The sequence below is a fragment of the Hydrogenophaga defluvii genome (genome assembly GCF_042665235.1).
GTDB lineage: Bacteria > Pseudomonadota > Gammaproteobacteria > Burkholderiales > Burkholderiaceae_C > Hydrogenophaga > Hydrogenophaga defluvii_A.
The window spans coordinates 61,974-82,889 of sequence record NZ_JBHTBZ010000020.1 but is presented as its reverse complement, the minus strand read 5'-3'; the positions used below and the strand labels follow the sequence as shown (position 1 = coordinate 82,889).

Here is a 20,916-nt window from a genome sequence, read left to right as displayed (position 1 = left end):
AACATGGCACTGATTGAAGTGAAGGTCCCCGACATTGGGGATTTCGACGAAGTAGCGGTCATCGAACTGCTGGTCAAACCCGGTGACACGGTCAAGGCCGAACAAAGCCTGATCACGGTCGAGTCCGACAAGGCCTCGATGGAAATCCCCTCCAGCACCGCTGGGGTGGTGAAAGAGCTGCGTGTTGCCCTGGGCGACAAGGTGAAAGAGGGCTCGGTGGTGCTGGTGGTGGAAGCAGAAGGCGCCGCAGCCGTTGCGCCGGCACCCGCTCCAGCGGCCGCTGCCCCGGCCCCCGTGCCGGTGGCCGCACCACCCGTGGCGGCACCCGCCGCTGCCAGCGGCCCGGTCGAGGTGCGCGTGCCCGACATTGGCGACTTCAAGGATGTGGCCGTCATTGAAGTGTTCGTCAAACCCGGCGACAGCATCAAGGTCGAACAAAGCCTGATCACGGTCGAGAGCGACAAAGCCTCGATGGAGATCCCTTCGTCGCACGCAGGTGTGCTCAAGGAACTCAAGGTCAAGGTGGGCGACACCGTCAACATCGGTGACCTGCTGGCCATTCTGGAAGGCAGCGTTGCCGCAGCCCCGGCGGCTGCCACACCGGTGTCCGCGCCTGCCGCCGCTCCGGCTGCTGCAGCCGTTGCAGCCTCGGTGTCCGCCAGCGTGTCGGCCCCGGCCGCACCGGCTCACAACCCCACCACCGCCCCGGTGGGCCTGCCGCACGCCTCGCCCTCGGTGCGCAAGTTTGCCCGCGAGCTGGGTGTGCCGCTGGACGAGGTCAAGGGTTCCGGCGTCAAGGGCCGCATCACGGCCGACGACATCCAGAACTTCACCAAATCCGTCATGGCAGGTGCGGTGCAGACCGCAGCGCAAAAGGCCAAGGCACCGGCGTCCACCGGTGGTGGTGGCTCCGAGCTGGGCCTGATCCCCTGGCCCAAGGTCGATTTCGCCAAGTTTGGCCCCATTGAGCGCAAGGAGATGGGCCGCATCAAGAAGATCAGCGGTGCCAACCTGCTGCGCAATGCGGTCATGATCCCGGCCGTCACCAACTTCGACGACGCCGACATCACCGAACTCGAAGCCTTCCGCGTCTCCACGAACAAGGAGAACGAGAAGAGCGGCGTCAAGGTGACCATGCTGGCTTTCCTGATCAAGGCCTGCGTGGCCGCGCTCAAGAAATTCCCCGAGTTCAACAGCAGCCTCGACGGCGATGCGTTGATCTACAAGCAGTATTTCCACATCGGCTTTGCGGCCGATACGCCCAACGGCCTGGTCGTGCCCGTCATCAAGGACGCCGACAAGAAGGGCGTGCTGCAGATCAGCAAGGAAATGAGCGAACTGGCCGCCAAGGCGCGCGACGGCAAACTCGGCCCGGCCGACATGAGCGGTGCGAGCTTCACCATCTCCAGCCTGGGCGGTATCGGTGGGCGCTATTTCACGCCCATCATCAACGCGCCCGAGGTGGCCATCCTGGGTGTGTGCAAGAGCCAGACCGAGCCGGTGTGGGACGGCAAGGCCTTCCAGCCGCGCCTGATGCTGCCGCTGTCGCTGACGTGGGACCACCGCGTGATCGACGGCGCCGCCGCGGCCCGCTTCAATGCCTACCTGGGCCAGATCCTCGGCGATTTCCGCCGTGTGCTGCTGTAAAGGAACCGGACCATGGCAATCATTGATATCCAGGTTCCAGACATTGGCGACTTCGACGAAGTCGCGGTCATCGAGCTGCTGGTCAAACCCGGCGACACGGTCAAGGCGGAGCAATCGCTGATCACCGTCGAGTCCGACAAGGCCTCGATGGAAATTCCCTCGTCTCACGCCGGCGTTGTGAAAGAACTCAAGGTCAAGCTGAGCGACAAGGTCAAGCAGGGCACGGTGGTGCTGACGCTGGAGGCCGAGGGTGGCGCTGCCGCTCCGGCATCTGCGCCTGCAGCGGCCCCCGCTGCTGCTGCCCCGGCGCCTGCTTCCGCGCCCTTGGTCGCGCCCACCGCCGCCAGTTTCGGCGGCAGCGCCGATATCGAGTGCGACGTGCTGGTGCTGGGCGGTGGCCCCGGCGGCTACTCGGCGGCGTTCCGCGCCGCCGATCTCGGACTCAAGGTCGTCATCGTCGAGCGCTACGCCACCCTGGGTGGCGTCTGCCTCAACGTGGGCTGCATCCCCTCCAAGGCGCTGCTGCACGTGGCCGCCGTCATGGACGAAGTCAGCCACATGGCCGATCTGGGTGTCGAGTTCGGCCGCCCGGTGGTCAACATCGACAAGCTACGTGGCCACAAGGAAAAGGTCATCGGCAAGCTGACCGGTGGCCTGGCCGCCATGGCCAAGATGCGCAAGGTGACCACCGTGCGTGGCTACGGCGCTTTTGTGGGGCCCAACCACCTGGAAGTGGAAGAGACCACCGGCAACGGGCAGGAAAAAACCGGCAGCAAAAAGGTGGTGGCCTTCAAGAAGGCCATCATCGCGGCCGGTTCGCAGGCCGTGCGCCTGCCCTTCATGCCCGACGATCCGCGTGTGGTCGATTCCACCGGCGCGCTGGCGCTCAAGGATGTCCCCAAGCGCATGCTGATCCTCGGCGGCGGCATCATCGGCCTGGAAATGGGCACGGTCTACAGCACCCTGGGCGCGCGCCTGGATGTGGTGGAAATGATGGACGGCCTGATGCAGGGCGCCGACCGCGACCTGGTCAAGATCTGGCAGAAGATGAACGCCAAGCGCTTCGACAACATCATGCTCAAGACCAAGACGGTGGGGGCCAAGGCCACACCCGAAGGCATCGAGGTGACGTTTGCGCCAGCGGAAGAGGGCGGCACCGCGCCCGCGCCCCAGGTCTACGACCTGGTGCTGCAGGCCGTGGGCCGCACGCCCAACGGCAAGAAGATCGCCGCCGAGAAGGCCGGCGTGGCGGTGACCGACCGGGGCTTCATCAACGTCGACATCCAGATGCGCACCAATGTGCCGCACATCTTCGCCATCGGCGACATCGTGGGCCAGCCCATGCTGGCGCACAAGGCGGTGCACGAGGCGCATGTGGCGGCGGAGGTCATCGCGGGCGAACTGCAAGGCAACAAGGAGCTGGCCAGCGCCGCCTTCAACGCCCGCGTGATCCCCAGCGTGGCCTACACCGACCCCGAAGTGGCCTGGGTGGGCCTCACCGAAGACCAGGCCAAGGCGCAGGGCATCAAGGTCAAGAAGGGCCTGTTCCCCTGGACAGCATCGGGCCGGGCCATTGCCAACGGTCGCGACGAGGGCGTGACCAAGTTGCTGTTCGACGACAGCCCTGAGGCGCACGGCCACGGCAAGATCCTGGGCGGCGGCATGGTAGGCACCCACGCGGGCGACATGATCGGCGAGATCGCGCTGGCCATCGAGATGGGCGCCGACGCGGTGGACATCGGCAAGACCATCCACCCGCACCCGACGCTGGGCGAAAGCATCGGCATGGCGGCGGAGGTGGCGCACGGCAGTTGCACCGACGTGCCGCCAGCCAAGAAGTAAGCCCTTTCAGCCTGTCTCACCACAACAGCCCGGACGGGTCTCCGTCTGGGCTTTTTTGCGGTCAGTCTGCGTGATGTTGGTCCATGTTGTGGTCTTGGGGTGGCACCCATACACTTGCGGAACGTCGCAATTTCCGGCTTCACAAAGCGGCAAAACGAGTGGAGTGCCCATGTCGCGAGTTTGGACACTGGTGTCTGCACGTGGCCTCGTGTTGGCCTTGGTCGGCGTGTCGCTTTCGGGTTGTCTGGTCACGGTGCCGACCAGTGGGCCCACGACCGCGCTCTCTCCCCGTGGTTTGGCGTTGGCAATGCCGGCAGTTTTGGCGCCGCCCGTCCGCGCTGACGCCACAATCCCCGTGGAAGCCCCGCGTGAGCCCACAACACCGGTTATGGGTTTGCACAGCCATGCGACGGTGCTGCACCAGATCGGGCCACCGCCGTCGCCAAGGTCTGCTATGGGCGGAACTGTTGGCGTGGCTGTTGCGCCGTCACTTGCGGTGGCCGCTCCAGGATCGCCAGTGGCTGCTGGTCAACGTGGCGAGGTGGCACAAGCGCGCAACGCACCAACTGATACATCGGTGGTGCCGGATGTTTCTGATGCGGAGATGTGGGCAGGCATTCGTGCCGGGCAATGTTGGGCGCAGCTGGCCATCGAGCCTGTCTCTGAGCGAGTCCTCCCGCAAGACGGCAGGCCTCAGTTCGTCTGGCGGCGTGCGCTGTGTGACGACAGAGGGGCCATGTCGGCTGTGGTCGTCGCAGTCCAGCAAGCGCTGCGCAAGCAAGGCTTGGATGTCGGCTCAGCAGATGGCAAGCTGGGACGGCGCACGATGGCGGCTTTGATGGACTACCAGCGCCGGGAAGGTCTGGCCATTGGCCTGGTCACGTTCGAAACCCTGGACAAGCTGGGCTTGCCCAAACCGCAACCCTGAATTGCTGTAGGCGGGCTCAGCGCGACAGCGGCTGGGCTGCTGTCGCGGTCACGCCGGGGTCGATCGCCACACGGCGGGCCCCATTGAAGCGGGTGTGCCAGTACGCGGTGCGCATGTCTTCCACACGCACCTGGGCGCCGCTGCGGGGCGAGTGGATGAACTTGCCGTCACCCACATAAATGCCCACATGGCTGAAAGCCCGGCGCATGGTGTTGAAGAACACCAGATCGCCCGGCTTGAGGTCCTCCCGCGCGATCATCTGTGTGGCTTGCGCCTGCTCAGCGGCACGGCGGGGCAGCACCAGCCCCACCGTTTGTTCGTACATGGCGCGCACAAAACCGCTGCAATCAAAACCGGTTTCGACGGAGTTGCCACCGCGGCGGTAGGGCACGCCCAGAAAACCCATGGCTGTGACCACCAGGTCGCTGGCGGCCAAGCTCATCTGCTGGCGCATGCCGTCCAGCCGCTGCACAAGCCCCTTGCTGGCCAGCAACTCCGCCATGGCGTCGTGCGGCACGTCGGTGGGCGCTTCACCCGAAACGGCTGTTTGGGCGTGCGCGGCGACCGATAGGCTCAATAGAAAGGCGATGGCGGTTTTTCGCATTGCGCGCGAGGCTAATGGCATATGCACCACAAGTCAAGCGCGGTGGCGCCGGTGCGGGTGGGCGGTACACTGGCCCGAATCTCAACCGACTTGTGCTCACCATGCTTCTTGATGCCAGCGATTGCCAGCTTGTGCTGGTGGATTACCAAACCCGCCTGATGCCGGTCATTGCCGAAGGCGAACAAGTGCTTGCCCGCGCTCAGCTGTTGGCACACATGGCCCAACTGATGAAAGTGCCCACCTTTGGCACCGAACAAAACCCGGCCCGCCTGGGCGCACTGGCCCCCGGTTTGCGCAGTTTGTGCGCCAAAGTGTTGCCAAAAATGGCGTTTGACGCCTGCGCGGACGGTTTGGTGGATGTGCTGCGGGCCCCGGTCGCAGGGGCAGGCAACGCACGCAGTCTGCCCAAGCACCTGCAAAAACCGGCACCCACGCCGCGCAACACCGTGGTCATTGCCGGGGTGGAGTCCCATGTGTGTCTGCTGCAGACGGCGCTGGGCTTGATCGAGCAGGAAATGGACGTGTGGGTGGTCACTGACGCCTGTGGCTCGCGCAACCAGCGCGACCGTGATGCGGCATTCGACCGACTGGCGGGCAACGGTGCGGAACTGGTGAGCGCAGAGATGGTGGCGTTTGAGTGGCTGGGCAGCGCCGAGCACCCCAAGTTCAAGGAAGCGCTGGCACTGATCAAGTGAAACCGTGGGCCGGCGGGTGATGGCCCCATGCGTCAGCGGCGCGCAAGACTCCTAATGAATAATTATGAATGCCAGTGCCTCGTTTTCAGTTCGAGGCGTGCAGGCCCATTGCCAACCAGAGGAGACTTTCCATGTCCACGCCGTCCCGCTACGCCGAGTTTCACCGCCGTTCCATCACCGACCGCGACGGCTTCTGGCGGGAACAGGCGGCGCTGATCGACTGGCGCAAACCCTTTGATCAGGTGTGCGACTACAGCCGCCCACCTTTTGCCACCTGGTTTGCGGGTGGCTTGACCAACCTGTGCCACAACGCGGTCGATCGCCATCTCAAAGACCGCGCCGACCAGAACGCCCTGGTTTTTGTGTCCACCGAAACCGACACGGAAAAGGCCTACAGCTTTCGTGAGTTGCACGCCGAGGTGCAGCGCATGGCGGCCATCTTGCTGCAACTGGGGGTCAAAAAAGGCGATCGTGTGCTGATTTACATGCCCATGGTTGCCGAGGCCGCGTTTGCCATGTTGGCCTGCGCGCGCATTGGCGCCATCCATTCGGTGGTGTTTGGTGGTTTTGCCAGCCACAGCCTGGCCAGCCGCATCGACGACGCGCAGCCGGTGGCCATCATCAGTGCCGACGCTGGTATGCGCGGCGGTAAAGTGGTGCCCTACAAGCACTTGTTGGACGAGGCCATTGCGCTGTCCGCCCACAAGCCTGCCAAAGTGCTCATGGTCAACCGGGGCTTGGCGCCGCTGGAGGTGGTGGCCGGCCGTGATGAGGACTATGCGGCTTTGCGTCAACAACACCTCAACACCGAGGTGCCTTGTGAATGGGTGGACAGCGCCCACCCCAGCTACATCCTGTACACCAGCGGTACCACAGGCAAACCCAAGGGTGTGCAGCGCGACACCGCCGGCTACGCCGTCGCCCTGGCGGCCAGCATGCGCCACATCTACATGGCCCAGCCGGGCGAAACCTACTTCAGCACCAGCGACATCGGCTGGGTCGTTGGCCACAGCTACATCATCTACGGCCCGCTGATCAACGGCATGGCCACCATCATGTACGAAGGCCTCCCCACCCGGCCCGATGCCGGCATCTGGTGGCAACTCGTCGAAAAATACAAGGTGAGCGTGATGTTCAGCGCGCCCACCGCCGCCCGCGTGCTCAAGAAGCAGGACCCGGCCTACCTCACGAAATACGACCTCAGCAGCCTCAAGGCGCTGTTCCTGGCCGGCGAGCCCCTCGACGAGCCTACCGCCACCTGGATGTCGGACGCGATCAAGAAACCCGTCATCGACAACTACTGGCAGACCGAAACCGGCTGGCCCATCATGGCCATCTGCAACGGCATTGAGCCGGCGCCCACCAAGTACGGATCGCCGGGCAAGGCGGTGTACGGTTTTGACGTGCGCCTGATCGACGAGTCCAGCGGCGAAGAAATCACCGAGCCCAACAAGAAGGGTGTGATTGCGGTGGAAGGCCCGCTGCCACCGGGCTGCCTGCAAACGGTGTGGGGCGACGACGAGCGGTACGTGAAGACCTATTGGTCCAGCATCCACGGCCGCACCATGTACAGCACCTTCGACTGGGGCGTTCGCGACGCCGACGGTTATTTCTACATCCTGGGCCGCACCGACGACGTGATCAACGTGGCTGGTCATCGCCTCGGCACGCGCGAGATCGAGGAAAGCATCAGCAGCCATCCCAATGTGGCCGAGGTGGCGGTGGTGGGCGTGGCCGATCAGCTCAAGGGGCAGGTGGCGGTGGCGTTTGCCGTTCTCAAAGATCCGTCGCTGGCGGCCAGCGATGCCGATGCGCTCAAGCTCGAAGGCGCCATCATGAAGGTGGTGGACGACCAGCTGGGCGCCGTCGCCCGCCCGGCGCGGGTGCGGTTTGTGAGCGTGTTGCCCAAGACGCGCAGTGGCAAACTGTTGCGCCGCGCCATACAGGCGGTGTGCGAAGGCCGCGATCCGGGCGACTTGACCACCATGGAAGACCCGACCGCACTCCAGCAGGTGCGTGACGCGGTCAGCGCCTGAGCGTCGGCGCTCGACTGTCCTGCCATTTGCAGACCATGTGCCAGGCCTGCCAAGCCTGCCAAGCCTGCCAAGCCTGCCAAGCCTGCCAAGCCTGCCAGGCCTGCCAGGCCTGCCAGGCCTGTTCACGGCCTTGGCATGGCGCTATCATGATTGCTTATATTTATCTATTGATAAAGCAGGGCAAGCATGAAGCAGATGATCGAATCCGAATCGGGCGTCGAAAAAGGACGGGTATTCGAGCTTGCTGCCGAGTTGTTCGGTGTCTTGTCCACGCCCATGCGCTTGCGCATCCTGAGCGCCTTGTGCGACAAGGAAAAGTCGGTTTCGCAGTTGCTGCAGGAAATTGACACGACCCAACCCAACCTGTCGCAACACCTCAACCTGCTGTACCGCGCCGGCGTGCTGGCCAAGCGCAAGGATGGCACGCAGGTGATTTACCGGGTGCAAAGCGAAAAGGCGGTCATGTTGTGCCGCACCGTGTGTACCCAAATTGCCATCGAGATGGACGAGCCGGGCAGCGTGCCGGCGACCGAACGCCTGTCGCCACGTATCGCGTCTTGATCTGGGTGTCCTCCTGACGGCCCTGCCGTCAAGGGCATTTTCACCACACCCCAAAGGCTTCCGACCACCGGTAGCCCAATCTGTGGCCCGTGCTTCCGGCTTCGGTGGCACAATTCCGGGTTGCAGTCAGGTCCTTCCAGTCACTGTCGCATCCGCCAACCGGTTAAGCCGTGTCGCGGGAGGTTTCTTAAACCAGCTAATGTTTCCCCAAGGGAAACGGAGGTCAGCGGATTCATGAGCGAGACAAACAACGTCTACGTTGCCTACCAGGGCAACTCGTATCTTTTCGGCGGCAACGCGCCTTATGTCGAAGAGATGTACGAAAACTACCTGGCCGATCCCACCAGCGTTCCCGACACGTGGCGTGCCTACTTTGACGCGCTGCAAAACGTGCCTGCCGCCGATGGCAGCGATTCGCGCGATGTGCCGCACATGCCGGTCATCAACGCCTTTGCCGAGCGCGCCAAGGCGGGCGTCACCCAGGTGGTCATCGCCACCGGTGCCGATTCGGAAATGGGCCGCAAGCGTGTGTCCACCCAGCAGCTCATTGCTGCCTACCGCAACGTCGGTCAACGTTGGGCCGATCTCGATCCGCTCAAGCGCACCGAGCGCCCGCACATCCCTGAACTCGACCCCGCTTTCTACGGCTTCACCGATGCCGACCTGGAAACGGTGTTCAACATCAGCAACACCTTCTTCGGCAAAGAGAGCATGTCGCTGCGCGAGCTGCTCAATGCGCTGCGCGAAACCTACTGCGGCACCTTGGGTGTGGAGTTCATGCACACCAGCGACCAGGCTGAAAAGCGCTGGTGGCAACAAAAGCTGGAGAGCATCCGCAGCAAGGCCAGCTTCACCGCCGAGAAGAAAAAGCACATCCTCGACCGCCTGACCGCTGCCGAAGGCCTGGAGCGCTACCTGCACACCAAATACGTCGGCCAGAAGCGCTTCTCGCTCGAAGGTGGTGAGAGCTTCATCGCCGCCATGGACGAACTGATCCAGCAAGCCGGCGCCAAGGGCGTGCAGGAAATTGTGATCGGCATGGCCCACCGTGGGCGCCTGAACGTGCTGGTCAACGCGCTGGGCAAGATGCCGGCCGACCTCTTTGCCGAGTTCGACCACACCGCCCCCGAAGAGCTGCCCGCCGGTGACGTGAAGTACCACCAGGGCTTCAGCTCCGACGTGTCCACGCCTGGCGGTCCGGTCCACCTCTCGCTGGCCTTCAACCCCTCGCACCTGGAAATTGTGAACCCCGTGGTGGAGGGTTCGGTGCGCGCCCGCATGGACCGCCGCAATGACCCCACGGGCAGCCAGGTGCTGCCGGTGCTGGTGCACGGTGACGCCGCTTTTGGTGGCCAGGGCGTGAACCAGGAAACCCTGGCGCTGGCCCAGACCCGTGGCTACACCACGGGTGGCACGGTGCACATCATCATCAACAACCAGATCGGTTTCACCACCTCCGACCCGCGCGACATGCGCTCGTCGGCCTTCTGCACCGACATCGTCAAGATGGTCGAGGCGCCGGTGTTGCACGTCAACGGCGATGACCCCGAAGCCGTGGTGCTGGCCACCCAGCTGGCGCTGGAATACCGCATGGAATTCCGCCAGGACGTGGTGGTGGACATCACCTGCTTCCGCAAGCTGGGCCACAACGAGCAGGACACACCCAGCCTGACCCAGCCGCTGATGTACAAGAAGATCGCGGCCCACCCCGGCACCCGCAAGCTCTACGCCGACAAGCTGGCCGTGCAAGGCCTGGGCGAGACTCTGGGCGACGAGATGGCCAAGGCCTACCGCGCCGCACTGGACGCCGGCAAGCACACGGTGGACCCGGTGCTGACCAACTTCAAGAGCAAGTACGCGGTGGACTGGTCGCCCTACCTGGGCAAGAAGTGGACCGATGCGGGCGACACCGCCATCCCGCTGACCGAGTGGAAGCGTCTGGCCGAGAAGATCACCACCATCCCCGCCACCGTCACCCCGCACCAGCTGGTCAAGAAGGTCTACGACGACCGCGCTGCCATGGGCCGGGGCGACGTCAACGTGGACTGGGGTATGGGCGAACACATGGCATTCGCCTCGCTGGTCGCGTCGGGTTATCCCGTGCGCCTGTCGGGCGAAGACTGCGGCCGTGGCACCTTCACCCACCGCCACGCCGTCATCCACGACCAGAAGCGCGAAAAGTTCGACGAGGGCACCTACATCCCCCTGCAGAACGTGGCCGAGAACCAGGCACCGTTTGTGGTCATCGACTCCATCCTGTCCGAAGAGGCCGTGCTGGCCTACGAGTACGGCTACGCCTCCAACGACCCCAACACGCTGGTCATCTGGGAAGCCCAGTTCGGCGATTTCGCCAACGGCGCCCAGGTCGTGATCGACCAGTTCATCGCCTCCGGTGAGGTGAAGTGGGGCCGTGTCAACGGCATCACCCTGATGCTGCCGCATGGCTACGAAGGCCAGGGTCCCGAGCACAGCTCGGCCCGCCTGGAGCGCTTCATGCAGCTGGCTGCCGACACCAACATGCAGATCGTGCAGCCCACCACGGCCAGCCAGATCTTCCACGTGCTGCGTCGCCAGATGGTGCGCAACCTGCGCAAGCCGCTGGTCATCATGACCCCCAAGAGCCTGCTGCGCAACAAGGACGCGACCTCGCCGCTGTCCGAGTTCACCAAGGGCAGTTTCCAGACCGTCATCCCCGAGCAAAACGCCGAGGTGGTGAAGAAGGCCGACAAGGTCAAGCGCGTGATCGCCTGCTCGGGCAAGGTCTACTACGATCTGGTCAAGCAACGCGAAGCCAAGGGCGCCGACGACGTGGCCATCATCCGCGTCGAGCAGCTCTACCCCTTCCCGCACAAGGCTTTTGGTGCCGAGCTCAAGCGCTTCCCCAACGCCACCGACATCGTGTGGTGCCAGGACGAGCCGCAAAACCAGGGCGCCTGGTTCTTCGTGCAGCACTACATCCACGAGAACATGCTCGATGGTCAGAAGCTGGGCTACGCAGGGCGTGCCGCCTCCGCCTCGCCTGCGGTGGGTTACGCCCACTTGCACCAGGACCAGCAGAAGGCGCTGATCGAAGCGGCCTTCGCCAAGCTCAAGGGTTTCATCCTCACCAAGTGAATGACGCGATGACCTGGCCGCCATGCGGCCGGGTCGTGCCGCGCAGCGGCACCTTGCGAACACCGAAACATTAGGCAGAAAACAAAATGGCAATCGTAGAAGTCAAAGTTCCGCAGCTCTCCGAATCCGTGGCCGAGGCCACCCTGCTGCAGTGGAAGAAGAAGCCCGGCGAAGCCGTGGCCATGGATGAGATCCTGATCGAAATCGAGACCGACAAGGTCGTGCTGGAAGTGCCCGCCCCGGCCGCCGGTGTGCTGGCCGCCCACGTGGTGGCCGACGGTGGCACTGTGGTGTCTGACCAGCTCATCGCCCAGATCGACACCGAAGGCAAGGCCGGCGCTGCCGCTGCCGCCGCCCCGGCCGCTGCTGCCGCGCCTGCCGCTGCCCCCGTGGCCGCTGCCGCTGCGCCGGCCGGCGCTTCCATGGCCGGCGTGGCCATGCCCGCTGCCGCCAAGCTGATGGCCGACAACGGCCTGGCCGCCGGCTCCGTGGCCGGCACCGGCAAGGATGGCCGCGTGACCAAGGGTGACGTGCTGGGTGCCGTGGCCGGTGGTGCCAAGCCTGCCGCCGCCGCACCGGTGGCCATTCCCACCGGCGCGCCCACCAAGGTGTTGCCGCAGGTGGCCGCCCCTGTGGCCCAGCCCAACCTGGGCGACCGCCCCGAGCAGCGCGTGCCCATGAGCCGCCTGCGTGCCCGTGTGGCCGAGCGCCTGCTGCAATCGCAGTCCACCAACGCCATCCTGACCACCTTCAACGAAATCAACATGGCCCCGGTCATGGACATGCGCAAGCGCATGCAAGAGCGTTTCGAGAAGGAACATGGCGTGAAGCTGGGCTTCATGAGCTTCTTCGTCAAGGCGGCCGTGCACGCCCTCAAGAAGTTCCCGGTGCTCAACGCCTCGGTCGATGGCAACGACATCGTCTACCACGGCTACTTCGACATCGGCATCGCCGTGGGCTCGCCCCGTGGCCTGGTGGTGCCCATCCTGCGCAACGCCGACCAGATGAGCTTTGCCGACATCGAGAAGAAGATCGCCGAATTCGGCCAGAAGGCCCGTGACGGCAAGCTGGGCATCGAAGAGATGACCGGTGGCACCTTCTCCATCTCCAACGGCGGCACCTTCGGCTCCATGCTGTCCACGCCCATCATCAACCCGCCGCAGTCGGCCATCCTGGGCGTGCACGCCACCAAGGACCGCGCCGTGGTCGAGAACGGCCAGGTCGTGGTGCGTCCGATGAACTACTTCGCCATGTCCTACGACCACCGCATCATCGACGGCCGCGAAGCCGTGCTGGGCCTGGTGGCCATGAAGGAAGCGCTGGAAGATCCGGCACGCCTTCTCTTCAACATCTGATTGATATCGGGTGGGTGTGAGTCAGTCAGCGATGGAGCAGGTGCCTTTGCGGCGCCTGCTTGAGAATGCCTATGAGCAGTTTTCTCAATCGCTTCATTCGGCAAATGCAAGGTTCGTTTTGTGGGCTTCTTTTCGAGATGCAGATGACCTGCAGCAACATTATTTTTCGACGAAGGGAAAGTTGCATCTGGTCGACAAGCGACGGAACGAGTTAAGCTTGACTGACGATGAACTCGTTCTGAAAAATGTTGTTCAAAGATCTTCAATAGAGGCCGCCGAGTACGTAGAGTGGGCTCGTTTACAAAACGGTCAACCGATTTTGCAGGAAATGCTGGTCAGCTACTGCTCGGCTTTCGAAGCCTGCTTAAAAAACGTTGCTTTAGTTTGTAAACTTGCAAGTTCTAAGCGGGGTGGCTTGGATGATCAAGTCTTTGTGCCAGGGCCGCAATTCTCGCGGGTGGTACGAGAGCTAAAAGATGCGTGGAATGATGCGCGTCCTGATGATGAGAAGAGCCGTGCAGAGGTATTTTTTGAGTCTTTTATCCAATCCTGCTCCCATCCTGATTCGAACATAAATATATTGCATTCAACGTCGCCGGAGTGGTCAGTATGTCGGTCTGCTTTTGTACTCAGAAATGCAATTGTTCATCAGTTGGGTCGTCCATCTCAGCAGGTTGAATTAGGGTTGAGTACTTTTCATCCTGGTTGGGAGATGCAGTTGACCCCTAAGGATGTTGATTTTGTGAAAAATGCATTGTTGCGAATATTAGGTCGTGATATGTATCAGATACTTTAAATTTGGAGCTGTTAATGTCTAAATCATTTGACCTCGTTGTCATTGGGGGCGGCCCCGGTGGCTACATCGCCGCCATCCGCGCGGCCCAGTTGGGCTTTAACGTGGCCTGCGTGGACGAGTGGAAAAACGACAAGGGCGGCCCGGCCCCGGGCGGCACCTGCACCAACGTCGGTTGTATCCCGTCCAAGGCACTGCTGCAGTCGTCGGAACACTTCGAGCACGCCAACAAGCACTTCGCCGAGCACGGCATCACCGCCAGCGATGTGAAGATCGACGTGGCCAAGATGGTGGGGCGCAAGGACGCGGTCGTGAAGCAGAACAACGACGGCATCCTCTACCTGTTCAAGAAGAACAAGGTAAGCTTCTTCCACGGTCGGGGTTCCTTTGTGAAGGCGGCTGATGGCGGCTACGAAATCAAGGTGGCCGGTGCCGCTGAAGAGACGCTGGTAGGTAAACACGTCATCCTGGCGACCGGCTCCAACGCTCGCGCGCTGCCCGGCGTGGCCTTCGACGAAGAGACCATCCTCTCCAACGACGGTGCCCTGCGCATCGGCGCCACGCCCAAGAAGCTGGCCCTGATCGGCTCGGGCGTGATCGGCCTGGAAATGGGTTCGGTCTGGCGCCGCCTGGGCGCCGACGTCACCATCCTCGAAGGTCTGCCGACTTTCCTGGGCGCGGTGGACGAGCAGATTGCCAAAGAAGCCAAGAAGGCCTTCGACAAGCAGGGCCTGAAGATCGAGCTGGGCGTGAAGGTCGGCGAGGTCAAGACGTCCAAGAAGGGCGTGAGCATCGCTTACACCAACGCCAAGGGTGAAGCCCAGACGCTGGACGCCGACAAGCTGATCGTCTCCATCGGCCGCGTGCCGAACACCATCGGCCTGAATGCAGAAGCCGTGGGCCTGGCGCTGGACGAGCGCGGCGCCATCGTGGTGGACGGCGACTGCAAGACCAACCTGCCCAACGTCTGGGCGGTGGGCGACGTGGTGCGTGGCCCCATGCTGGCGCACAAGGCGGAAGAAGAAGGTGTCGCCGTGGCCGAGCGCATTGCCGGCCAGCACGGGCACGTCAACTTCAACACCATTCCCTGGGTCATCTACACCAGCCCCGAGATCGCGTGGGTGGGCCGCACCGAGCAGCAGCTCAAGGCCGATGGCGTGGCGTACAAAGCCGGCACCTTCCCCTTCCTGGCCAACGGCCGCGCGCGCGCGCTGGGCGACACAACCGGCATGGTCAAGTTCCTGGCCGATGCCAAGACCGACGAGATCCTGGGCGTGCACATCGTGGGCCCCATGGCCTCCGAGCTGATCAGCGAAGCCGTGGTGGCCATGGAGTTCCGCGCCAGCGCGGAAGACATCGCCCGCATCTGCCACGCACACCCATCGCTGTCGGAAGCCACGAAAGAAGCCGCTTTGGCGGTGGACAAGCGCACGCTGAACTTCTGATGACGGGCCCGGTGCGTGCGGCCTACGAGGCCGAACTCAAGGCGCGCGGCTACCAGAGCGACCCCGCCCAACTGCGGGCGGTGGCCGCGCTGGAGCGTTGCGCGGCCGAGTGGTCGCACTACAAGGCCAAGCGCTCCAACGCGCTCAAGAAGCTCATCAACCGGCCGGACATCCCCAAAGGGGTTTACATGTACGGCGGGGTGGGGCGGGGCAAGAGCTTCCTGATGGACTGCTTCTACAACGCCGTCCCGCTCAAACGCAAAACGCGGTTGCACTTCCACGAGTTCATGCGTGAGGTGCACCGCGAACTGGCCGACCTGCAGGGCACGGTCAACCCGCTGGACGAGCTGGGCGCACGCCTGGCCAAGCGCTACAAGCTGGTCTGCTTCGACGAGTTTCACGTGGCCGATGTGACCGACGCCATGATCCTGCACCGCTTGCTGGATGCGATGGAGCGCAACGGCGTGGGCATGGTGACCACCAGCAACTTCGTGCCCGACGGGCTTTACCCCGACGGCCTGCACCGCGACCGCATCCTGCCCGCCATCGAGTTGCTCAAGCGGACCATGGAGGTCATCAACGTCGACAACGGCACCGACTACCGGCGCCGCACGCTGGAGCAGGTCAAGCTCTACCACACGCCGCTGGGCGCCGACGCCGAAGCGCAGATGGAGGACACCTTCAACCGCCTGGCCGAAGCGCACGACGAGGATCCGGTGCTGCACATCGAGTCGCGCGAGATCCGCGCCATCCGCAAGGCCGGTGGTGTGGTGTGGTTCGACTTCCGCACCCTGTGTGGCGGCCCGCGTTCGCAGAACGACTACCTGGAACTGGCCAGCCAGTTCCACACCGTGATGTTGAGCAACGTGCCCCACATGCCGGTCAACATGGCCTCGCAGGCGCGGCGTTTCACCTGGCTGGTGGACGTGCTTTACGACCGCCGCGTCAAGCTCATTCTTTCGGCTGCCGTGCCGGCCGAGCAGCTCTACACCGAGGGCCCGCTGGCCCACGAATTCCCGCGCACCGTCTCGCGCCTGCATGAGATGCAGTCTGTGGAGTTTCTCGCGCTGGAACGCCGCCTGGTAGACACCTCGTTGACCTGAGGCGACCCTGCCGTTTCAGGTGGTGCTGAGCGGCTCCAGCTTGACGATGATCAGCGACAGGTTGTCGCCCGTGCCTTTGGCCCGGGTGCGGGCTTTTTGCACCAGGAACTCGCAGGCCTCGCGGGCCGACAGCATGTCCACCGCACGGGCCATTTCCTCGCTGCTGAAGTAGTGCCACAGGCCATCCGAGCAGGCGAGTAGGGCATCACCCACATCCAGCCTGTCGATGTGGTGGGTGCTGGAGGGCGGGTCGCGCTCTGTGCCGAGGCAACCCAGCAACACGTTCGCATTCGGGTGGCTCTGGGCTTGTTCTGCCGTGATCTCATGCCGGTCCACCATTTGTTGCACCAGCGAATGGTCGAGTGTGCGAAAGACCGGCTTGCCGCGCCTGAAATGGTAGATGCGGGAGTCGCCAGAGTGAAGCCAATCGCAGGCACCGTCGGGACTCAGCAAAAAAGCGGCCAGGGTGCTGTGGGGTTCTTCTTCTGATGCGGCGGCGGTGAGTTTGATGACCAGGTGCGCTTCGTTCAGCAGCTGTTGCAGCAGTTCGGCGGGTGGGTCGCTGTCGGGGCTGTAGCGTTCAAACAGCTGGTGTGCCGACAGCATCACCTGGTCCGAGGCTTTGCGCCCGCCACTGCGCCCGCCCATGCCGTCGGCCACCACGCCCAGCAGGCAGCCTGGCACCCGAGGGTGTGTCAACAGGCAAAGTTGGTCTTGTTGGTGCTCCCGGTCGCCGCGATCAAGACCGGTGGATGCAGAGATTCGATAGCCGTTGGACATGGGTTTCCAGTTTCGCGGACGGACTCCCCGGGCCGACGCTGCGCGTCTGACCAATTTTGTTCGCCCGTATTATCGGAGCAAAGGAACCCTTCTTTGAGCCCACTTGAAAACGATGTCGCGGCGTTTTTTGATGCCGCCGGCCCACTGGCGCGCGGCACCCAGCGCTTTGCCCAGCGGCAAGGTCAGCTGGACATGGCCTTGGCGGTGGCCCAGGCCATAGACCGCCGCGAGGCCCTGGTGGTGGAGGCCGGCACCGGTGTGGGCAAGACCTACGCTTACCTGGCGCCCGCATTGCTCAGCGGTGGACGCACCTTGATTTCCACCGCCACCAAAGCCTTGCAAGACCAGCTGTTCGGGCGCGATCTGCCCGCCGTGTGCCGTGCCCTGGGGCTGCCTGCGCGCACCGCGTTGCTCAAGGGCCGTTCCAGCTACCTCTGCTTGCATCGCATGGAGCAGGCGCGCTACCTGCTGGAACCCCACGAGCGCTACCTGCACCAGTGGCTGGACCGCATTGAGGCCTGGTCGCGGCAAACGCAAAGCGGTGACATGGCCGAAGTGCCCGGCTTGGACGAGCGCGCGGCCATCCTGCCGCTGGTCACGTCCACGCGCGAAAATTGCCTGGGCAGCCAGTGCCCCCAGTTTCGCGCGTGCCACGTCAACCAGGCGCGACGCGAGGCCATGGCCGCAGACATCGTGGTGGTCAACCACCACTTGTTTTTTGCCGATGTGGCCGTGCGTGAGTCGGGAGTGGCCGAATTGTTGCCGGCGGTGGAACTGGTGGTCTTTGACGAGGCCCACCAGCTCAACGAAATTGGCGTGCAGTTCCTGGGGGTGCAGGTGTCCAGTGGCCACCTGCTCGATCTGGCGCGCGACACACTCGCGCACGGCCTGCAGGCAGCGCGCGGTTTGCGTGATTGGAGCGCGCTGGCCGCAGGGCTGGAGCGTGCGGCGCAGGATTTGCGCCTGGCCATCGGCGCCGACCGGCGCAGCACGGGCAAACGGCGGTGGCACAACGCGGCGCCTGAGGGCGTTGATGCGGCCGAATGGGCCGCCGCCCTCGACGCTCTGGCGGATGCATTGGATCACCTGTGTGATGGCCTGCATGGTGTTGAGGAGCACTCTCCCGATCTGGCCCGCGTGGCGCAACGAGCCCACGAACTCGCCCAGCGCCTGCAGGCCATACGCGAGCCGGAGGTGGATGCCCGGGTGGCCCGTTGGGTCGAGCTGGGTGCGGGGTTGCGGCTGGTCCTCACCCCGCTGGACATCGCCGAGGCGTTTCAAACCAAGGTGCTGGCGCGCGACGGTGCGCCATCCACCACCTGGGTGTTCACCTCGGCCACGCTGGGCCACGACGACGCGTTGTCCTGGTTCACCGAGCTCGTGGGCCTGAAGGACGCGCGCACCCTGCGGGTGGCCAGCCCTTTTGACTACGCGGCCCAAGCGGCTTTGTATGTGCCACCCCACATGCCCGCGCCTTCTGACCCCGGCCACACCGATGCGGTGGCACACGCGGCCTGGGGCTGGGCCGGGCGCATCGGGGGGCGCACGCTGGTGTTGACGACCACCTTGCGTGCGGTCAAGCGCATTGCCGATGCCATGACGGGTTGGGCCGAGGCACAGGTGCCAGGCACGTCGGTGCTGGAGGTGCTGGTGCAGGGGCAGGCGCCCAAACGTGAGCTGCTGCGTCAGTTCGAACGCGCGGGCCTGCCGGGGGCGCGCGGTGCGGTGTTGGTGGCCTCGGCCTCGTTCTGGGAGGGGGTTGACTTGCCCGGCGATGTGCTGCAGCTCGTGGTGATCGACAAGCTGCCGTTTCCGCCGCCCGATGACCCGTTGGTGGAGGCGCGCACGCGCCAGATCGAACACGAGGGCGGGAGCGCCTTCACCCGCTACTTTTTGCCCGAAGCGGCGGTGGCGCTCAAGCAAGGCGCGGGGCGCCTGATCCGCAGCGAACACGACCGGGGCGTGCTGGTGGTGTGTGATGTGCGGCTGCGCCGCATGGGTTATGGCCGCAAGCTGCTGGCCGGCCTGCCGGCCATGCGCTCGGTGGAGAGCGACGAAGCGATGTGGGGCGAGTTGGACGCCTTGGTCACCACAACTTCCACCACGGCTCATCCACCTGTTTGAAGCCGCGGCTGAGGTAGTCGCTTTGTGGGTAGTTCTTTTCCATGACCCGCGCCGCATCGTCGCGCAGCTGGGTCATGCCCAGGGCATCGTAGGACTTGACCATGATGTAGAGCGCCTCTTCCAGCGCGGGCGCATCGCGGAAATCCGTCAGTGCGGCCTGGGCGCGGTTCACCGCCGCCACGTAGGCGCCACGGGAGTAGTAATAGCGGGCCACGTGGACCTCGTGCTGGGCCAACGCATTGACGATGTAGACCATGCGCTGGCGCGCGTCGGTGGTGTAGCGCGAGTCGGGAAAGCGGCTGACCAGTTCACCAAACGCTTCAAAGGCGGTGCGGGCGGCTTTTTGGTCCCGTTCTGACAAGTCCTGTTTGGCGACCGAGCCGAACAGACCCAGGTTGTCGTTGAAATTGACCACACCTTTGAGGTAGAGCGCGTAGTCCAGCGCTGGGCTGGTGGGGTGCAGCTTGACGAAGCGGTCCAGGGTCACGATGGCCTGGGCTTTTTCTTCGGCCAGGTGGTGGGTGTAGGCCTTTTCAAGCTGTGCCTGCTGCGACAGCAGCGTGCCCGCAGCACGGCCTTCAAGCTTTTCGAAGTGGCTCACCGCCTTGTCGTAGTTGCGCGCATTGCGCTCGTCGATGGCTTCGGAGAACAGCTTGTTAGGACTCCAGCCCACGGTCTCGTCCTTGGGCGGGGTGGACGAACAAGCGCCCAGCAGCGTCGCCAACACCACGGCCCCGAACAGGGACAGCAGGGATAATGGAGACTTGGACATGGTGAGCAGACCCTTCAGACAGGAACAAGAGGACGTACAGGACGTGGCCGAAGAAATTATATCGACCGGGTCCTTGTGCGCCGTGGACGACATCGAGCAGGCATCGGAACGCCGCACGCTGCGGGCCGACGCCGTCCACCACGGCGAGCGTTTGGACCGGGTGCTGGCGCTGTTGTTGCCCGAGTTTTCTCGCGCCTACCTGCAGCAGCATGTCTCCGATGGCAACGTTCAGCTCAACCAGCGTGTGGTCCTCAAGCCCGCCACCAAGCTGCGCGCGGGTGATGTCATTGACATCGAGTTGCGCCCCACCGCACAAGCGCAGGCCTTTGTGCCCGAGGCCATGGCGCTGGACGTGGTCTTCGAGGACGCCGATCTGATGGTTGTCAACAAACCCGCTGGGCTGGTGGTGCACCCGGCGGCAGGGAATTGGAGCGGCACCTTGCTCAACGGCCTGCTCGCCCACCATGCGGGGGCCGCGCGCCTGCCGCGCGCAGGCATCGTGCACCGGCTGGACAAAGACACCTCGGGCCTGATGCTGGTGGGCAAAAGCCAGCGCGCGGTGGATGCGCTGGGCCGCATGATCGCGGCGCGTGAAGTGCAGCGCCTGTACCTCGCGCTGGCCCACGGCCCCTGGCGCCACGGCGGCGGCCTGTTGGTGGACCAGCCCATGGCGCGTGACAGCCGCAACCGACTGCGCATGGCGGTGGTGCGTGGAGAGGGTGCGGGCAAGCCTGCGCAAACCCGCTTTCTGGTGCTCGACGAGACAGCCCGCCACGTGTTGCTGGCGTGCAAGCTGCACACCGGGCGCACCCACCAGATCCGCGTGCATGCCGCCTGGCTGGGGCAGCCGCTGGTGGCCGATGTGCTGTATGGCGGCCGCCCGGACCTGGGTTTGTCGCGGCAGGCGCTGCATGCGCACCGCCTGTCGCTGGCCCATCCCGTCACGGGTGACACACTGTGTTTCGACTGCCCACCACCGGCCGATCTGCTCGCGGCCATCGCTGCGGCCGACCTGCAATACAATGGCGCCACTTGGTGGCAGGCCCTGGCGTCCTGACCCTTCCCAGTCTTCTTGGCAGCGCCGCAGCGCGTTGCCCCGGGTGGCACCCAGCCGCCA

Annotated in this window: 16 protein-coding genes; 13 read left to right on the top strand and 3 right to left on the bottom strand. The window is 64.2% G+C overall.

Features of this window, described 5'->3' with window-relative positions; translation table 11 throughout:
* Positions 1 to 3 precede the first annotated feature (3 nt).
* The 3 genes from aceF to ACFQU0_RS09715 all read left to right on the top strand — a co-directional run bounded on the left by aceF (position 4) and on the right by ACFQU0_RS09715 (position 4,417).
* Entirely contained in the window at positions 4 to 1,647 is a 1,644-nt protein-coding gene (gene aceF / locus ACFQU0_RS09725; protein ID WP_382200209.1) for a dihydrolipoyllysine-residue acetyltransferase, read from the top strand.
* 12 nt (positions 1,648 to 1,659) lie between these two features.
* Entirely contained in the window at positions 1,660 to 3,489 is a 1,830-nt protein-coding gene (gene lpdA / locus ACFQU0_RS09720) for a dihydrolipoyl dehydrogenase (RefSeq protein ID WP_382200207.1), read from the top strand.
* A gap of 736 nt (positions 3,490 to 4,225) precedes the next feature.
* Entirely contained in the window at positions 4,226 to 4,417 is a 192-nt protein-coding gene (locus tag ACFQU0_RS09715; protein WP_382200205.1) for a peptidoglycan-binding domain-containing protein, read from the top strand.
* A gap of 16 nt (positions 4,418 to 4,433) precedes the next feature.
* Here ACFQU0_RS09715 and ACFQU0_RS09710 read toward each other — a convergent pair whose 3' ends face one another.
* Positions 4,434 to 5,021 carry a C40 family peptidase gene (locus ACFQU0_RS09710; protein WP_382200203.1) on the bottom strand — a complete coding sequence of 196 codons (588 nt, stop codon included), beginning with the start codon at positions 5,019 to 5,021 and terminating at the stop codon, positions 4,434 to 4,436.
* A gap of 101 nt (positions 5,022 to 5,122) precedes the next feature.
* Here ACFQU0_RS09710 and ACFQU0_RS09705 point away from each other — a divergent pair, with 101 nt between their 5' ends.
* The 8 genes from ACFQU0_RS09705 to zapE all read left to right on the top strand — a co-directional run bounded on the left by ACFQU0_RS09705 (position 5,123) and on the right by zapE (position 16,123).
* On the top strand, positions 5,123 to 5,716 hold the full coding sequence (locus ACFQU0_RS09705; protein WP_382200201.1) for an isochorismatase family protein: 594 nt from the start codon (positions 5,123 to 5,125) through the stop codon (positions 5,714 to 5,716).
* Positions 5,717 to 5,847: 131 nt separating this feature from the next.
* On the top strand, positions 5,848 to 7,752 hold the full coding sequence (locus tag ACFQU0_RS09700) for a propionate--CoA ligase (RefSeq protein ID WP_382200199.1): 1,905 nt from the start codon (positions 5,848 to 5,850) through the stop codon (positions 7,750 to 7,752).
* Between the two features lie 186 nt (positions 7,753 to 7,938).
* Positions 7,939 to 8,313: an ArsR/SmtB family transcription factor gene (locus ACFQU0_RS09695; protein WP_382200197.1), complete on the top strand. Its 375-nt coding sequence runs from the start codon at positions 7,939 to 7,941 to the stop codon at positions 8,311 to 8,313.
* A 234-nt stretch (positions 8,314 to 8,547) separates the two neighbouring features.
* Positions 8,548 to 11,427 carry a 2-oxoglutarate dehydrogenase E1 component gene (locus tag ACFQU0_RS09690; protein WP_382200195.1) on the top strand — a complete coding sequence of 960 codons (2,880 nt, stop codon included), beginning with the start codon at positions 8,548 to 8,550 and terminating at the stop codon, positions 11,425 to 11,427.
* A gap of 86 nt (positions 11,428 to 11,513) precedes the next feature.
* A complete protein-coding gene (odhB, locus tag ACFQU0_RS09685) occupies positions 11,514 to 12,782 on the top strand; it encodes a 2-oxoglutarate dehydrogenase complex dihydrolipoyllysine-residue succinyltransferase (RefSeq protein WP_382200193.1) in 1,269 nt (422 codons plus the stop codon).
* Positions 12,783 to 12,813: 31 nt separating this feature from the next.
* Positions 12,814 to 13,578 (top strand): hypothetical protein, encoded by a 765-nt coding sequence (locus tag ACFQU0_RS09680; protein ID WP_382200191.1) that lies wholly within the window; start codon positions 12,814 to 12,816, stop codon positions 13,576 to 13,578.
* Between the two features lie 14 nt (positions 13,579 to 13,592).
* Positions 13,593 to 15,020 carry a dihydrolipoyl dehydrogenase gene (gene lpdA / locus ACFQU0_RS09675; RefSeq protein WP_382200189.1) on the top strand — a complete coding sequence of 476 codons (1,428 nt, stop codon included), beginning with the start codon at positions 13,593 to 13,595 and terminating at the stop codon, positions 15,018 to 15,020.
* Complete coding sequence (gene zapE, locus ACFQU0_RS09670) at positions 15,020 to 16,123, top strand: cell division protein ZapE (RefSeq protein WP_382200187.1); 1,104 nt, start codon at positions 15,020 to 15,022, stop codon at positions 16,121 to 16,123. The genes lpdA (ACFQU0_RS09675) and zapE overlap by 1 nt, the downstream gene beginning before the upstream one ends.
* 15 nt (positions 16,124 to 16,138) lie before the next feature.
* Here zapE and ACFQU0_RS09665 read toward each other — a convergent pair whose 3' ends face one another.
* Positions 16,139 to 16,903 (bottom strand): PP2C family protein-serine/threonine phosphatase, encoded by a 765-nt coding sequence (locus tag ACFQU0_RS09665; RefSeq protein WP_382200185.1) that lies wholly within the window; start codon positions 16,901 to 16,903, stop codon positions 16,139 to 16,141.
* Positions 16,904 to 16,996: 93 nt separating this feature from the next.
* Between ACFQU0_RS09665 and ACFQU0_RS09660 the strand changes: the two genes are divergently transcribed.
* Positions 16,997 to 19,027, top strand: coding sequence for an ATP-dependent DNA helicase (locus ACFQU0_RS09660; RefSeq protein ID WP_465262190.1), 2,031 nt, complete (start codon positions 16,997 to 16,999; stop codon positions 19,025 to 19,027).
* Here ACFQU0_RS09660 and ACFQU0_RS09655 read toward each other — a convergent pair.
* Positions 18,990 to 19,799 carry an outer membrane protein assembly factor BamD gene (locus ACFQU0_RS09655; RefSeq protein ID WP_382200183.1) on the bottom strand — a complete coding sequence of 270 codons (810 nt, stop codon included), beginning with the start codon at positions 19,797 to 19,799 and terminating at the stop codon, positions 18,990 to 18,992. The genes ACFQU0_RS09660 and ACFQU0_RS09655 overlap by 38 nt on opposite strands.
* Here ACFQU0_RS09655 and ACFQU0_RS09650 point away from each other — a divergent pair.
* Positions 19,798 to 20,856, top strand: coding sequence for an RluA family pseudouridine synthase (locus ACFQU0_RS09650; RefSeq protein ID WP_382200181.1), 1,059 nt, complete (start codon positions 19,798 to 19,800; stop codon positions 20,854 to 20,856). The two genes, ACFQU0_RS09655 and ACFQU0_RS09650, sit on opposite strands and share 2 nt — an antisense overlap.
* The last annotated feature ends 60 nt before the right edge of the window (positions 20,857 to 20,916 follow it).